We start from the raw sequence: 16,293 nt of genomic DNA on the forward strand, positions 1-16,293 counted from the left end.
GGTGATGTAAGTAGAAATACCAACTTTGCAATAGAACAACACCTACAACTACCTAATTAGCAAATACTCAAAAAATCATTTCAACTACTACCTGAAAAACTCCGGAAGCCATGATGAACCTCGATCAATTTCTAAACAATGACACGATTCTCAAGCTGCGAAATAAAGCGCATCAACTAAAAAAGGACCCTAATTTTATCGTCTCAGACATCGTTGACGACCAACATCATCAATATGTGGATTTGGTGCAAGAAGGAGGCGGCATCCTGGGCATAGCCCTGCTCGGGTACACCTATATTATGGAGGAAGCGGGCATTCGCTTTTTCAACTTGGCGGGGACTTCTGCAGGCTCAATCAACGCTCTATTGATGGCAACCACCGGTCAGATCAATGAAAAAAAGTCGGAACGGATTTTAGGATACCTCAAGGATCAAAATTTATTTGATTTTGTCGATGGCCCCGAACGGGTCAAACGATTGTTACAAAAAGCCATTGCCAGCAGGGGCCGGTACAAAGTAGTCGCTTTAAAACTTCTTAAAAATGCTTTGTTGATTAAAAAGCTTCTCAAAAAACGAATGGGGGTTAATCCGGGAAAAGCCTTTGAAAATTGGCTGAAAAACATCCTAGAAAAGCATCAGGCAAGCACATTGGAAGCTTTACAAACAGCCCTCCGGCAAATCCCTCATTTGCACCATCGCGAACATATCGAAATCCATTATGATGCGGTCAAGCTGGCGATTATATCGGCCGAAGTCACTACCAAAACCAAAGTGGAATTTCCCAAAATGGCCCATTTGTATTGGGACCTGACAAAAAACAGCCCTCATCCGGCATCTTTTGTACGGGCTTCCATGGCCATTCCCTTCTTCTTTGAGCCCCTGACACTGAAAAACCTGCCCGGTGCCGGCCAGAGCAATCACCCCGAATGGATGGAATATGCGGGCTACCGTGGGGCCATTCCTTCGGAAGTAAAGTTTGTAGACGGAGGCTTGGTCTCTACTTTTCCGATCAATGCCTTTCATATTAAAAACCGCCTGCCTAACAAACCGACTTTTGGGGTAAGACTGAGTACTTTCAGAGAAGAGCCTGCCGATACTTCACACTTTCCGGGCTTTATGGGAGGGATGTTGGGTACCATGCGTCAAATTCACGACCTGGACTTCCTGCTTCGTAATGACGATTACAAACAACTTATCTGTAGGATTAATGCCGACAAGCAATTCAACTGGTTGAACTACAACCTACCGGACCAGGAAAAGGTTGAACTATTTAACTTGGGGGCTACCCGTGCCATGGAGTTTTTGGATAACTTCCGTTGGGATTATTATAAGGAAACCCGGAAAGTATTGATCAATGAGCGGCCTTCCATGATCAAACATTACTTATAAACGTTGGGGGCATTTTACTGTTTGGTCTTTTGCGAGGAGAAAGGGATATAAAGCTCTTTCTCCTCACATTTTTAAGACTCTGAACTCCACTCTTCGGTTCATTTTTTTATGTTCCGGATCGCGGCTTCTGGAGAGCGGACGGGTACTGCCGAAAGCCTTGGTTTTGATACGGAGCGAATCCACGCCTTTGGAAATCAAATACGTTTTGACGGCCTTTACCCGTTCTTTCGAAAGCTCCATATTCAAGGTGGGATCGCCACCAATGTCTGTATGGCCTTCCAGTACGACTTCAAGATGGGGGTGCTTCAAGATGGTTTCGGCAATCCGGTTCAATTCCGAAAAGGATTCTTTTAACAACAGGTCTTTACTTTGGTAAAAAAATATGTTGTTCAGCACAATGGACTGACCTACTTCCAAGGGCGTTAAATACAAGTCTTTTTGCAATTCACTGTAATGAGCCGTATGGCTCAGGTCAATATTTTCATGCTGTGAGAGGTAACTTTCCGCTCTGGCCCAAAAACCATAACGGTGATTTACCGGAAGAATAATTTTGTAAATACCGGTACTGGGATCTGAAAATGCCGTACCGACTTCTTTTCCACTTCGCAAGTCCTCGTACACAATTTCCGCAGCTAATGGCTCATGGGTTTTGTGATTCAATACCTTGCCACTGATCAAGACGACCGGGTCCGGCCTTAAGGTTTCGGGCAACCGGGCCCTGAAGAGGTCCGCACTTTTATCAATTGAATTTTTATATGAGACAAAATAAGCATACTCTCCGGAGGCATCGATGGTATAGGAAGCGTCCCAGTCTTCAGAATTAAATACAGGACCCAAATTCACAGGCTCGGTCCAGTTGGTCCAGGTATCGTCCAGGCGCCTGGCCATATACATGTCCGCACTGCCATAACCACTGAACCCCATCGATGAAAAATATAAGGTATACCCATCAGATGCCAAGAAGGGAGTCAGTTCCGGAGCTGCCGTGTTGATTTTTGACCCGAGGTTCAAAGGTTTGGACCACACTTCCTTTCCTGTTGCATTTTTTGTTTTAAAACTCACATACAAATCCCGGTCACCATAACTGGTACTGTCCTCAATGGCCAGTAAAAGTACCTTTTTGTTATTGGCCAATGAATATTCACTGAACTTGCTGAGGTTTTCGTAATTCTGAATGATCAACTTCTCCGGAAAGCTCCAACCTTCTTTAATTTTATTACTGATTGATACTCCCCCACTGGCGGACCCGTCTTGATGATAAACATTGCCCAACAACAAGGTGTTGCCATCGGGAGTGACCGAACAAATATAATTATGGTTAAAGTTATTCAGCGGAGCGGGCATTTGCCGGGCTGTGGTCCATTGCCCGTTTTCGAAGGTCGTTACCCAGATATCGTCTTTGGTAACTTTTTCACTCGTTTTCCGAAAGTTTTCCGGATGATTTTTCCGGTCGAAATAAAGCGTTTTTCCATCCGGAGAGATAATGGGTAGAATCTCATCATAAGCGGAATTTATCTGCACTGGTAAATGCTCGATTTCCACAGATGTTGTGAGCTTCTCCGGTAAGTTAATTTTCGCTTCCAGTTTTTCTTTTCCAGTAGAGATTCCGATGGCATCAATATGATTCCAGCCAGGAACCGAATTGGTTTTTAGTACAACTTTGGCCGAGGTAATGGGAAATGTAGTTGTATCCATCAATACGCTCAGCATCCTCCCTTTCTCCGGAATAGCTCCGGGATTGGTATTTTCATAAATCCGGTGAGAAGTGCCCTGAGTATCCGTAATTTCTATTTTTGATATGGTTCCGGGATTAAAGCTTTCGGCTACCACCAATTGGCAAATACGCATCGGATACTCAAACCCTACTTTTATCCATTCTTCATGCACCGAACCCGGTTTGGCTGGTGACCAGGCACATGGGCTACTACCGGCGGCAGGTAGCTTATTAGGTTTTCCCAATGCTTGTATGGCTTTATATTGCTTAGAGGTGGTGCCTGCTCCATATTCAGAGGAAACACCTACCACTTCACTAGCCCACTGAACCGTGATGTGTTGTGCCCATCCCCCTACACACAATCCCATGCATATCAGCATACTAAAAAACTTTTTCCTCATTATTCAGTTTGTGTCATTAGTTTACGTTTCAGTGCTCATCTATCCAACGTTTATGTTTTTAAGCACTTGTTATTTTATTTGTTCTAAATACCTGTACTTATTAGGTAAAGCAACTACTTGCCTGCTATTCATCACATATCAGTATCAAACATGATCAGCTACTCCCTCACATCTTATCCCATTGATGAAGGAAGTCCGGTGGCCATTTGTCCGGAAGCATGTTTTAATACATTTCGTTTCTTGGGATCGTCAAAGATGAAGCGGTGAAATGTGGAATACACTTCCCGAAATAACCCGGCCGAATATATGCCGTTGCATGTAATTCCTCTATCCAACTTCGCTAAATGACTGGCTTTCTATTTTTTTAAAGTTATGAAATTTCCTAGATTCGAACAGAAATCAACCATTTTCAGATCCTTCATTCAATGGGCATATTGATTATTTTACCCAGGTTGTTATCACTGATCACAATTGTATGAATAGTTAACCATGCTCCAATTCAAATAATATACCCAAATATTTTGCACGATAATATTAAAACATAATGAAACTGACCAAAGATCTCTATAAAACTTCACTGGGCTTGTTTACCGACCTGTATGAAGTCACAATGGCCTATGGCTACTGGAAAACCGGAACCACCGAAAAAGAGGCTGTCTTTCATTTGTACTTTCGCAATAACCCTTTTCACGGAGGATATGTGATCAACTGCGGATTGGAATATGTAATCGACTACCTGGAAAACTTTAAGTTTGAACCCAGCGATCTGGACTATTTACGTTCCTTGACGGGAAATGATGATAAACCGCTGTTTGAACCGGCTTTCCTGGATTACTTACAGGAAATGAAGTTTGAGTGTGATATAGATGCCATTCCGGAAGGTACCATGGTATTTCCGCATGAGCCCTTGATTCGCGTAAAAGGTCCGCTGTTTCAATGTCAGCTTATCGAAACCCCTCTATTGAATATTATTAATTTCCAAAGTTTGATTGCCACCAAAGCCGCCCGTTTAACACTCGCCGCCAAAGGCGATCCGATTTTGGAATTCGGTATGCGCAGAGCACAAGGTATTGACGGTGCCTTGGCTGCCAGCAGGGCTGCCTATATCGGGGGCTGCGATGCCACCTCTAACATACTTGCGGGCAAACTCTTTGATATACCGGTAAAAGGTACGCATGCCCACAGTTGGGTGATGTCTTTTGAAGATGAAGCGGAATCTTTCCGGGCTTATGCCAAGGCCATGCCGAACAACTGTATCTTTTTGGTGGATACGTTCAATACATTGGAAGGCGTGAAAAAAGCCATCCAGGTAGGCAAAGAACTGGAAAAAGAGGGCTATCAAATGGCTGGAATCCGGCTGGACTCCGGTGACTTGGCGTATTTGAGTATTGAAGCCCGTAAATTGCTGGATGCAGCAGGATTGAAATACGCTAAAATTGTGGCCAGTAATGATTTGGATGAATACCTGATTGCCAGTTTGAAGGATCAACAGGATGCCAAAATAGATATCTGGGGTGTGGGCACCAAGTTGGCTTCTTCGTATGACCAGCCCGCATTGGGTGGCGTGTATAAAATTGCCGCCATCAAAGACAACCACGATCATTGGGAATACAAAATCAAACTGTCCGAACAAAAAATTAAGATCTCAAACCCCGGAGTACAACAAGTACGCAGGTTTTATCAGGGTGATCAAAGTATGGCCGATATGATCTACAACCAAGAAGAAGCCCTTAAAAATAACCACCTGATCATTGACCCGATGGATGACACCCGGAAAAAACGCATTGCTTCCAATACTCCTTATAAGGATTTGTTGGTTCCCATATTCAGAAAAGGGAAGCGGATTTATGAATCTCCGAAAATTGCCACCATCCGTGACAAAACTCAACAGGAGTTACAATCGTTTCACCGAAGTATCAAGCGTTTTGCAAACCCACATAGTTATCCGGTAGGGCTAGAGAGCCGTTTACATGAACTCAAAAAATCCCTTATCCTTAAACTAAGAGAAGGCTGATCGCGAATCATAAACTTATAAGGCTGTTTGAAGAAATTTTTTTGTTGTTCAATGCATTATGGAATCCGGACCTATTTCAAACAGCTTTATCAATAAGTTTCGGAGAAGACCGGGCAATGCCCTCTTTTGCATTCAAAAATTAATTTTAAAAGACTATTTTTGTAAATTATAAATAGAAGCATATAGGATCTTTTTGTCAATTTGCCTGAACCGCTCCTATTACCCAATAGAAAAAAATGAGATGGCAAAAAATCAAGGATGAGGCTTGGCCATCAACGTAATTAAACTGTACTATAAAAACCCTTTCAAAAAATTATTTTGTTCTCAACGACTAACAAGCGAAAACCCAAGAGCACGTTTGGCATATTTTTCAATGATTCTCCTTAAGGGGAATTATAATTAACTAATTGAACAAACATACATGGCATCTAAAAAAAATACGTACAAGCAGAAGAAAGCCCCAAAACGTCAGGCCTCTTCCCAAAAACGCGATAGCAATTTCCAAATAAACGTTCAATTCTACAAAGACCGCAGGTTTAAGCTCAGCCTGGGATTTTTGCTGCTTTTTTCCTCATTGACGCTGTTTTTATCCATTGTAAGTTTTTTATTTAGTGGAAAAGCAGACCAAAGTGTAGTGGAAAGTTTGGGTTTCGGAAGTTTAATCAATTCAGGATTGGAGGTAGAAAATTGGCTGGGGCTCATTGGCGCCTGGATTTCCCACCTGTTTATTTATGAGTGGTTTGGAATTCCCTCTATTTTGCTTTCTCCCTTATTGTTTTTTGTGGGTTTTGAAATTGTATTCCGTAAGACCATTCTCCCCATGAATCCTACCATAAGTACTATGCTTTTTGCCATGCTCTGGTTTAGTATTTTGTTGGGCTATATCGTGTTGGTTTCCGAATCACATACCAATTTGGCCTTTATCTGTGGAAAAATCGGATACCAGTCGGCTTTTGTACTCAACAGTTTTGTGGGCTGGGGGACTGTTTTCTTTTTAGTGTTGTCTTTAGCCGTCTTTGTCGTGTATTTCTTTGATTTAAGCCAAGTGCTCGGTTTTAAAAAGAAGGTTCAAACTACCCTTGGCAATGTGGTAGAAAATACCCGGGATGCCGTTACTAACAACAAGCCAAGTAAAGAAGAGGAGGAAGAAGAGGAAGAGGATCCGCAAACCACTCCAAACACAACCTTACCTGCGACCCAAAAGAGAAAGGAACCTGCAAAACCTTCAGAAAAAACAGAGACAAGTCAAGAAAAGTCAAGAAAAGAGGATCAACAATGGGATATTGTACCGGCAACGCCTAATCAACTATCTGTTCAAAAAGATGCTAAATCACCTCAGGAATTACAGTTGAGTATTGAAGATACTTCGCAAGTACAAGAGGCCTCTCTGGTGAATATTCCCGACCAATCGGACAATACGCCTACCGTCTCGGTAGAGGATATGGATTTTTATGATCCTAAATTGGATTTGGGTAATTACCAAAAACCGACCTTGGAGTTACTCAATAATACCGGTTCTCAAAAAGTGAGGGTGACCAAAGAAGAATTAGAAGAAAATAAAGATAAAATCGTAGAAACCCTTAGCAACTTTAAAATCGGAATAGCTTCGATCAAAGCGACTATCGGGCCTACGGTAACCTTGTATGAAATTGTACCGGATGCCGGGGTAAAAATCTCCCGTATCCGGAATCTGGAAGACGATATTGCTTTAAGTTTGGCGGCCTTGGGAATCCGGATCATCGCTCCGATTCCGGGAAAAGGGACCATTGGAATTGAGGTACCTAATAAAAACAGGGAAATGGTGTCCATCCACTCGGTATTGGATTCAGAGCAGTTTGTAGATACCAATAAAGCCTTGCCCATCGCTTTGGGAAGAACGATTTCCAACGATGTATTTATTACGGACTTAACGAAAATGCCTCATTTGTTGATGGCAGGGGCCACCGGTCAGGGAAAATCCGTGGGGATCAATACCATTCTTACTTCGATTCTCTACAAAAAACACCCTGCCGAGGTCAAGTTTGTGATGATCGATCCCAAGCAAGTTGAACTTTCTCTGTTTAACAAAATTGAACGGCACTTTTTAGCAACTCTACCCGATGCCGAAGATTCCATTGTCACCGATACGACCAAAGCTGTACATGTATTGAGTTCACTGGTCACCGAAATGGAACTTCGCTATAAACTATTAAAGGACGCCCATACCCGGAATATCAAAGAGTACAATAATAAATTTGTACGTAGACGGCTTAACCCGGAGAAAGGACACCGTTTTATGCCCTATATCGTCTTGGTCATTGATGAGTTGGCCGATTTGATGATGACCGCAGGTAAAGAAATTGAGATGCCCATTGCCCGACTGGCTCAAAAAGCCCGTGCCATCGGAATTCACCTGATCTTGGCCACACAACGTCCCTCTGTAGATGTAATTACAGGGATTATCAAAGCCAACTTTCCGGCCCGTTTATCTTTCCGTGTGTTTTCCAAAATTGACTCGCGAACCATTCTGGATACCGGAGGCGCTGATCAGTTAGTCGGTATGGGAGATATGTTGTTGTCAAACGGTTCCGAAATCATCCGCTTGCAATGTGCATATGTAGATACGGAAGAAGTAGAAAAAATTTGTGAACATATTGGAGAACAAAAGGGTTACGAAACGCCTTATTTGTTGCCGGAATATGAAACAGAAGAAAATGAAATCGGAAAAGTGGACCTGGCCCAAAGAGATGATATGTTTGAAGCGGCTGCCCGTTTGTTGATTACCCACCAACAGGGTAGCACCTCCTTGATCCAGCGAAAGCTCAGCCTGGGATATAACCGGGCAGGCCGGATTATTGACCAATTGGAAGCGGCCGGAATTGTAGGACCTTTTGAAGGAAGTAAAGCCCGCCAAGTATTGATTCAGGATGAATATACTTTGGAGCAACTTTTGAACTCTTTAGGTAAATAGGAACTAACCAAAACTTTACTTTTTTCGTAATTAGCTATTGAAAACAAATCAAAAGACAGACTAATGAAAGAATTATTGACCATAGTAGTTAGCGTAGTATTCACCTCTTTTTCACTGTTTGCACAAAATACCAAAGACCCTCAGGCCTTGAAAGTATTGGATGCTATGAGCGCTAAATACAAACAAATTCCAGCCTTTACTGCCCAGTTCAAATACCAACTCGAAAACACCGCAACAAAACAGAAAGAAAGCATGGAGGGAAAGATCACGGTAAAGGACAATCAATACCATCTGGACATGGGAGATCAGGAAATTTTTAATAACCAAAAAACAGTATGGACCTATATCAAAAGTATCAATGAGGTAACCATTACCGAATACGAGCCTGATCCCGAGGAAGTAAATATCACGGACTTACACTCCATTTACAAAGACGGATATAAATACAGGTTGAATGGCAATGAAAAAGTAAACAATAAGGATTGTTCCATTGTGGAGCTTCACCCGGAAGACCGTAACTTGAGTTTTTTTCAAATTACGTTGTATATCAGCAAAAGCGATAATACCATCCAACAATGGAAAATCTTTGAAAAGAATGGACGGTCGTATGAGTTCTTAGTGAAAAACTTTACTTCAAATGTGAGTGTCAGTGATTCGGATTTTGTTTTCAATAAGAGTAAGTATCCGGGAGTTGAAGAAATTGACTTGCGATAAACCGTTCTCAAATATAGACTATTAAAGCATTTGCCCTTTTCCTTCGGAAAGGGCTTTTTTGTTGTATCCGTTTTCATGAACCTCTTACATTACAACCAAACGTATTCCCTCTCTTTCCCGCTCATTTATCCACTTTCCAATAGGTTTAAAGCCACTCAAGGCAACTAAAAAAGCCGGGTAAGACGATGGCTTACCCGGCTTTTTCACACTTTATCAAGCCTTATCAATACTGTTTCCAATCGTCAAAGATCGAAGTAACTTCTTGTACATAAATATCCTTCTCTAACTGATCCAACCAATCGGCTTCGGAAGCAGAGCGGATGGAATCCAAACGGGTTTCCATACCGATGGTTTGCAAAGAAGTAAACTTCAGTGTCTCACTGTTTTCCGATAGGTTTTTAAACTTCTCGGCTTCTTCTTTTAAGTTATCCTGTTCTTTTTTGAAATCCGCATAACTCAAAGATTGGAAGGTATTTTCTCTTTGCTTTTGCAGCCGTTTCGCATTTTGTTCAATTAAATTGAAAATATGATTCCCTTCTACTCTCTGCTTGCTTCGGTCGGCAAGTTTGGCTTTTAAAGAGGCCGGCAACTCCCATTTTTCGTACGAAGCGGAAGCAATTTCATCCCAAGGCATAGCATAATCCAGTTCTTTTTCTCCGATTTTCAAATACATATAGCTATCCGGAAACTGGATATCAGGAGAAACCCCTTGCTCTTGCGTGGCTCCACCATTGATCCGGTAAAACTTCTGAATGGTTAATTTCAGCGAACCCAAAGGCTTGTATTGAGAATAGTTAGGATTCACATAGTGATCCAATTCCAGAAAGCGCTGTACCGTACCTTTTCCAAAAGAATTGCTGCCAACAACCAAAGCCCGGTTGTAATCTTGCATAGCAGCCGCTAAAATCTCGGAAGCCGAAGCACTGGCCTCGTTGATCATCACCACCAGTGGGCCATCCCAAGTTACAGACGGATCGGTATCGCTCAGAATAGTGGGTTCCCCTCTACGGTCTTGTACCTGTACTACCGGTCCTTCTTCAATAAAATATCCGGACATTTTTACTACATCTTGTAGTGATCCCCCTCCATTATTTCTCAAGTCCAGGATTACACTTTCCACTCCTTTTTCTTTGAGCTTGATCAGCTCTTTTTTCACATCTTCGGAGCTACTTCTTCCTCCTGTTCCGTTAAAATCCGCGTAAAACTCCGGCAAGTAAATATAGCCATATTTTTTCCCGGATTTGTTATTTTCAATTATGGCCGATTTGGCATAGCTTTCTTCAAAAATTACCACATCCCGAATGATCGGAATCACCATAATTCGCCCATCAGGCTTTTTCACGGTAAGGCGGACTTCCGTTCCTTTAGGCCCCCGGATTAGCTTTACCGCATTTTTTAAAGACATACCTACAACGGAAACAGCTTCTTCTTCTCCTTGCCCTACTTTGAGAATAAGATCTTCTGCCTTCAATTGTTTCTGTCTCCAAGATGCGCTACCGGGAACGATATGTACCACTTTGATATTCCCGTCTTGCATGGAAAGTTGTGCCCCAATTCCCTCTAACCTTCCTGACATTTGCATATCAAACGTTTCTTTGCGTTGAGGAGGAAAGTATTCCGTGTGAGGGCCGTACACGCTTAGTATAGCATTTAAGTACTCGCTGTAACGGTCTTCTTCATCTAATTTTTTCAGGTAATCAAAACGGTTGTTATACGCTCTAAGCAATTCGCTTCGCACTTCTACTTCCAATTCTTCCGGAGATTTTGTTTTGGGCTTTTCCTCACTCTTTTCACCTTCTTTGGTAGCTTCCTGAGCTTCAATTTTATTATGGTAGCGAACCAGAGCTTCGTATTTCAAAAACTTCCTCCATTCCTCTTTCAAAGCGTTTGTTGACTCCACGTATTCGCGTTTGTCAGGGTCTAATTCCAAGCCTTCTTTTTTAGAATAATCAAAAGGTTGGTCCAGAATTTCCTGATAGTACGTTTGAGCTTCATCAATTCTCTGTGTCAACACATCCATTGCCTTGGTATATAGCTCATTGCCCCCTTTCATTATATCGTCATCAATTTTATTTTGGTAGGCAAGCAACACATCAATATCGCTTTTGATAAAAAAGCGCTTATTAATATCCAATTGTTTGAGATATAGTTTAAAGGCTTTTTCCGACAAATTATCATCAATCTCTTGAGGCTGGTAATGCGCTCTGTTTAAAAGAACTTTAAACATTATATCACTCAGCAATTGGTTACGCCCCACATTGTCGTGCTGTTTCTCAAAAATGACAAAGCTGAATAAAACGACAATTAAGGCAGGTACTACTACATATAAATATCTTCTCTTCATAATACTGAATATAGAATTAGCACTGTAGGGATTTTAATCAGGAATATTACACAAATTCTAAAAAAATACCTCAGGATCTTTGGTAAAATCACTTTGTGCTAGAGTATAATTTGGAAAACAGGGTACTTTTAGAGGAGGTAGCACATACTACTATCCAAAGGTACATACAAAATAGCAATATAAAGACACTGATAAGGGAGCATTTTGCTTCTGCTCAGTATAACTCTCTCTCCCCTAAAATAGTTGCGAGTTTTTTGTCATTCATGGTCACGTATTCACTTGCCGGATACGGCACATAGTTGATGCCGTGAGTTATGCTGCTTTGCTTCTGCTCTTTCCCCAAATAAAACCATAGGCTTATTTGTTACAACAAAGGTAACAAACTGACTTTCAGGACTTACAACAAGTCATTAGCCAAATTTGCCAACTCGGAGCGCTCTCCTTTTTCCAAGGTTATATGAGCGGAGATAGAGTGCCCTTGGATTCGGTCGATCAGATACGACAAACCATTACTTTGTGTATCCAGGTAAGGGGTATCGATCTGAAAAATATCACCGGTAAAAATAATCTTGGTGTTTTCTCCGGCTCTGGTAATGATTGTTTTGACTTCGTGGGGAGTTAAATTCTGGGCTTCATCTACAATGAAACAAATATTGGAAAGGCTTCTTCCCCGTATATATGCCAAAGGGGATATTAAGAGCTTTTCCAACTCCAACATGTCTTTGATCCGTTTGTAGTCTTTATCGGTTTCTTTAAACTGATTTTGAATCAATTTCAAGTTATCGGATAAAGGCTCCATATAAGGATTGATTTTCGATTTTATGTCACCGGGCAAATACCCTATATCTTTATTACTTAAGGGCACAATGGGACGGGCCAGGTATATTTGATGAAAGGTTGAACGGGTTTGAATCGCACCGGCCAAAGCCAACAGGGTTTTACCCGTGCCAGCCACCCCTTGCAAGGTTACTAACTTCACATTAGGATTTAAAATAGCATGAAGCGCAAATGCTTGCTCTGCATTCCGGGGCTTAATCCCATAAGCACTGTATTTTTCTACTCTTTCGATCAGGTTAAGTTCCGGATTGTAAAAAGCCAATGCAGAAACGTTCGTATTCTTAAGGATAAAGTAATGGTTGGCAAAGGGTGTTTCTTTCAAACCTAAGTCTTTGACACCGCAGGAGCCTTCTTTATATAAATTGTTAATAACTTCCTCTGGTACCCCTGTCAAGATCGTTTTTCCTGAATACAGTGCTTCAACATTTTTAATCTTTCCTGTTTCATAGTCTTCAGCCTGTAAATTCAGCGCTTTGGCTTTAATTCTCAGGTTAATATCCTTACTGACTAAAATTACTTTGCGTGATTTGAACTGGTTTTGCAACTTAATCGCGACATTCAGAATTTTATGGTCGTTTTTTTCAGCTCCAAACACTTCCCGGGCATCCGGAGCACTGGACTCATCCATCACTACAATTAATTGCCCTAGTTTTTCTCCTAAGGGGATCCAATCATGTAAGGTATTTTTTTCCGAAAGCCGGTCTAAACAGCGGATGAACTCCCTTGCTTCAAAGTTTTTCGTATCATTTCCTTTTTTAAAATTGTCGAGTTCTTCCAGCACTGAAATGGGCAATGCAATATCATTATCCTGAAAGTTATTGATAGAATTATGATCATACAGGATTACCGAGGTATCCAATACGAAGATCTTTGTTGCCTTTTTACGTCTAGCCATAAAAGAAAATCGGTAAATTCAACTGAACGAATCTATGTAAGTCCCCTTAGAAGATCATGCATTTCAAGATAAACAAATTGTTAAGCCTAACAAACCATTTTCCCGCTTAAAGCAAGGTCCTCTTTGTTATTTCATCGGACTACCTGTGAAAAAAACGGTTTTTAGTCCATAGTTTTTACCTCTTACGGTCATCCTTTTTATCTTCGCATCAGTTTTAATGTTTGAATTTATATGTCTTTGCCTATTGGAGATACCGCCCCCTCATATTTCAAGAAGAGAGAGAAAGGCAAAGTCATCATATATTTTATTGCAAATACATTTAGATTTTCTTCTGCTATCAGAACATATGACTATGAAAGGCAAAACGGTGATCGTTACGGGAGGAACCTCCGGGATAGGCAAAGCGCTTGCCTTTGAGTTTGGCTCAAAAGGCGCAAATATTCTGATTACAGGCCGTAACCAACAGAGGCTCGATGAGGTAATACAGGAGTTTTCCGGAAAAGGGATCCGACTGCGAGGTATACAAGCCGATGTCAGTCAGGAAGCGGACAACCAACGCATGGTGGACGCAGCACTTCAACACTTTGGCTGTATTGATATCCTTATCAATAATGCCGGTATGTCGATGCGGGCTTTATTTGAAGAGGTAGATTTGAAGGTGCTTCATACCTTGATGAATGTAAACTTTTGGGGAACTGTATATGCTACAAAATATGCTTTGCCACATATAATTCAACAAAAAGGCAGTGTTATCGGGATTTCTTCCATTGCGGGTTACCGGGGCTTACCTGCCAGAGCGGGTTACTCGGCTTCAAAATTTGCCATGCAAGGATTTTTGGAAGTACTTCGTACGGAAATGCTGCCTAAAGGCGTGCATGTACTCACCGCATGCCCGGGCTTTACGGCATCAAATATCCGGACAACTGCTTTGACCAAAGATGGAAATACACAGGGGGAATCTCCTCGCAATGAGGGAAACATGATGAGTGCGGAAGAGTGTGCCAGCCATATTTATAAAGCGACTTGTAAACGTAAAAAAACGCTTATTCTCACACAACAAGGAAAGTTGACGGTATTCTTAAACAAGTTGTTTCCCGGATGGATGGACAAAATGGTATTTAACCATATGGCCAAAGAAGAAGATTCTCCATTCAAAAAGCTCTAAAAGCGAAGGGGCCTTGTGATCACAAGGCCCCTTCGCTTTTAGACTCGTTTATTCAATCAATTTTTTCTGGGCTAATTTTTCATCCAACACTCCGGCTCCCCCTGCTTCCTTTGCTTTTTTCCACTGCTCCAAGGCCTTTTCCACTTGCCCAAGCTTGTACAGAACATCACCGTAATGTTCGATAATGGTGGCCTTTCCGGAAAAACTGGCAGCTTTATTTAAATATTTTTCAGCTTCTTCATACTCTCCTTTTATATACAATATCCAACCGTACGTATCCAAATAAGTAGGGTTATTGGGCTCTATTTCCATCAGTTTTTTACCCATCTCTTGTGCCTTATCTAGCTTTACACCTCTCAAAGACAGGTAATAGCTATAATTATTCAACACATGCAAATCGTTCGGATCATTTGCCAGCACTTCTTCATAAGCGCCTTCCGATTTGTCATATTCTTTGAGTGAATGATAAATATCCCCTAATTGGGCATTGATTTGATTGGTCAATTCCTTATCGGTAGACAACATTTTGCCTTGCTCCAAAATTGCCTTGGCTTCCATATAATCTTTTTTCATATAATGGCCCGACCCATTATATAAGTAAAATAACGGTTGATTGGGGAATAGCTCCAAAGCACTTTCCGAATGCCGGATGACACTATCTACTTGGTTTAATTCCCAATCCAAAGAGATCAAGTTCTGCCAGGCTTTAAAATTATCGCTGTCTACCTGAACTGATTTCAATAAATAATCCCTGGCCTCTTTCCTTTTTTGGTTGGCAATCAAAAAGCTTGCATAGACTTCATTGACTTGAGCATCTTCAGGATGGGCATTTTTGGCAATCTCCGCCAATTTTAACCCCACCACCCGTTTGTCTTCACTATAAGCGACTTGAAGATAGTTATACAAGATTTTCACTTTTTGCTTCACGTTCAACTGTGCATTGGAAAAAGCCATTTCCAATGCTTTTTCATAGTCTTCCGTTCGGTCTTGTTTTTTATAAATATCCGCCATTAATAAGAGGATATGAGGGTCGTCAGGCTCATTTTCAACCAATTTCTCCAACATCTGTGTGGCTTCCTCAATACGGTTATTGGTCAATAATAACTGCGCTTGAGCCAAACCGAATTCTGTTACTTCCGGGTAGGCTGAAATTAATTTTTCCCCTTCTTTCAAAGCTGCGTCCAAGTTTCCTTGACTCAAATAAATCCGTTGCTTTTGCTTGATCAACGAATCGTTTAGCCCGAATTTTACCTCCAGTTCGTTGTACACGGAAATAGCGGCATCTACTTCTCCTTTTTGCAAAAAAATTGAAGCGAGTTCGTAAAAGTAATTTTCGGAAGATTTACTATGTATTGTCAGCCAACGATAACTTTCGACCGCTTTGTCATACTCTTCAAGTTGCCGGTAAATTTCCGCCAGGATTTTATGGTAATATTCGTTGGTTTCTTCAAAACGGGTAGCTTCACGTGCATAAGGCAATGCTTCATCAAACCTTCTCAAACGGGTCAGGGTATGGGCTATTTTATATTTGGTAGCCGCACTGGATGAATTGACTTTGTCACTTTTGCGAAATAAATTCAGTGCCGTTTCATAGTCTTCCAACACGAAATATTTCATAGCCTCGATAAAGATCGATTCGGCCTCAATCTGATCGCGATCGTTGACTTGGGCGGGACGCTTTTGGGAATGGTGGCTCAAGACCTCCTGGGAGTCAGTACGTCTTTTTTGTTTATTTTTCTTTCTCTGGGCAACAGCAATATCACTGAGGCTCAAAATCATTAAAAAGAGTAGTAGAAACTTGATCGAACGGTTCATTTGCATATCGATTTTTTCCCTGGGTAAACCTCTCAACTTCAAACGACACTGTTGGC

Annotated in this window: 9 protein-coding genes; 5 read left to right on the forward strand and 4 right to left on the reverse strand. The window is 41.4% G+C overall.

All coding sequences use genetic code 11. The annotated features are described in order from the left end of the window. The first annotated feature begins 110 nt into the window (after positions 1 to 110). Entirely contained in the window at positions 111 to 1,388 is a 1,278-nt protein-coding gene (locus AAG747_RS19775) for a patatin-like phospholipase family protein (RefSeq protein ID WP_346822949.1), read from the forward strand. 63 nt (positions 1,389 to 1,451) lie between these two features. On the opposite strand, the gene AAG747_RS19780 is transcribed toward AAG747_RS19775, so the two are convergent. Next, positions 1,452 to 3,482 (reverse strand): OmpA family protein, encoded by a 2,031-nt coding sequence (locus tag AAG747_RS19780; RefSeq protein WP_346822950.1) that lies wholly within the window; start codon positions 3,480 to 3,482, stop codon positions 1,452 to 1,454. Positions 3,483 to 4,047: 565 nt separating this feature from the next. On the opposite strand from AAG747_RS19780, the gene AAG747_RS19785 reads away from it, so the two are divergent. The 3 genes from AAG747_RS19785 to lolA1 all read left to right on the forward strand — a co-directional run bounded on the left by AAG747_RS19785 (position 4,048) and on the right by lolA1 (position 9,181). Continuing rightward, the gene (locus tag AAG747_RS19785; protein ID WP_346822951.1) at positions 4,048 to 5,517 is read left to right on the forward strand and encodes a nicotinate phosphoribosyltransferase; all 1,470 of its coding nucleotides are present in this window, start codon (positions 4,048 to 4,050) and stop codon (positions 5,515 to 5,517) included. 421 nt (positions 5,518 to 5,938) lie between these two features. Continuing rightward, positions 5,939 to 8,467: an FtsK/SpoIIIE family DNA translocase gene (locus AAG747_RS19790; protein ID WP_346822952.1), complete on the forward strand. Its 2,529-nt coding sequence runs from the start codon at positions 5,939 to 5,941 to the stop codon at positions 8,465 to 8,467. A gap of 63 nt (positions 8,468 to 8,530) precedes the next feature. Continuing rightward, a complete protein-coding gene (gene lolA1, locus AAG747_RS19795) occupies positions 8,531 to 9,181 on the forward strand; it encodes an outer membrane lipoprotein periplasmic chaperone LolA1 (RefSeq protein ID WP_346822953.1) in 651 nt (216 codons plus the stop codon). Positions 9,182 to 9,404: 223 nt separating this feature from the next. Here lolA1 and AAG747_RS19800 read toward each other — a convergent pair whose 3' ends face one another. Together AAG747_RS19800 and AAG747_RS19805 are read right to left on the reverse strand one after the other, a co-directional pair. After that, positions 9,405 to 11,525, reverse strand: coding sequence for a carboxy terminal-processing peptidase (locus tag AAG747_RS19800; RefSeq protein ID WP_346822954.1), 2,121 nt, complete (start codon positions 11,523 to 11,525; stop codon positions 9,405 to 9,407). Between the two features lie 397 nt (positions 11,526 to 11,922). Then, positions 11,923 to 13,257: a PhoH family protein gene (locus AAG747_RS19805; RefSeq protein ID WP_346822955.1), complete on the reverse strand. Its 1,335-nt coding sequence runs from the start codon at positions 13,255 to 13,257 to the stop codon at positions 11,923 to 11,925. Between the two features lie 346 nt (positions 13,258 to 13,603). On the opposite strand from AAG747_RS19805, the gene AAG747_RS19810 reads away from it, so the two are divergent. After that, positions 13,604 to 14,422 carry an SDR family oxidoreductase gene (locus AAG747_RS19810; protein WP_346822956.1) on the forward strand — a complete coding sequence of 273 codons (819 nt, stop codon included), beginning with the start codon at positions 13,604 to 13,606 and terminating at the stop codon, positions 14,420 to 14,422. Between the two features lie 48 nt (positions 14,423 to 14,470). Here AAG747_RS19810 and AAG747_RS19815 read toward each other — a convergent pair whose 3' ends face one another. Next, positions 14,471 to 16,237, reverse strand: coding sequence for a tetratricopeptide repeat protein (locus AAG747_RS19815; protein WP_346822957.1), 1,767 nt, complete (start codon positions 16,235 to 16,237; stop codon positions 14,471 to 14,473). Positions 16,238 to 16,293: the final 56 nt, after the last annotated feature.

The sequence above is a fragment of the Rapidithrix thailandica genome (assembly GCF_039710355.1).
Lineage (GTDB): Bacteria > Bacteroidota > Bacteroidia > Cytophagales > Flammeovirgaceae > Rapidithrix > Rapidithrix thailandica.

Excerpts from the sequence above, each read along its gene's own strand:
- AAG747_RS19780 (WP_346822950.1), bottom strand. The coding sequence starts at position 3,482 with ATGCTGATATGCATGGGATTGTGTGTAGGGGGATGGGCACAACACATC.
- AAG747_RS19815 (WP_346822957.1), bottom strand. The coding sequence starts at position 16,237 with ATGAACCGTTCGATCAAGTTTCTACTACTCTTTTTAATGATTTTGAGC.
- AAG747_RS19785 (WP_346822951.1), top strand. The coding sequence starts at position 4,048 with ATGAAACTGACCAAAGATCTCTATAAAACTTCACTGGGCTTGTTTACC.
- AAG747_RS19790 (WP_346822952.1), top strand. The coding sequence starts at position 5,939 with ATGGCATCTAAAAAAAATACGTACAAGCAGAAGAAAGCCCCAAAACGT.
- AAG747_RS19800 (WP_346822954.1), bottom strand. The coding sequence starts at position 11,525 with ATGAAGAGAAGATATTTATATGTAGTAGTACCTGCCTTAATTGTCGTT.
- AAG747_RS19810 (WP_346822956.1), top strand. The coding sequence starts at position 13,604 with ATGACTATGAAAGGCAAAACGGTGATCGTTACGGGAGGAACCTCCGGG.
- AAG747_RS19775 (WP_346822949.1), top strand. The coding sequence starts at position 111 with ATGATGAACCTCGATCAATTTCTAAACAATGACACGATTCTCAAGCTG.
- AAG747_RS19805 (WP_346822955.1), bottom strand. The coding sequence starts at position 13,257 with ATGGCTAGACGTAAAAAGGCAACAAAGATCTTCGTATTGGATACCTCG.
- lolA1 (WP_346822953.1), top strand. The coding sequence starts at position 8,531 with ATGAAAGAATTATTGACCATAGTAGTTAGCGTAGTATTCACCTCTTTT.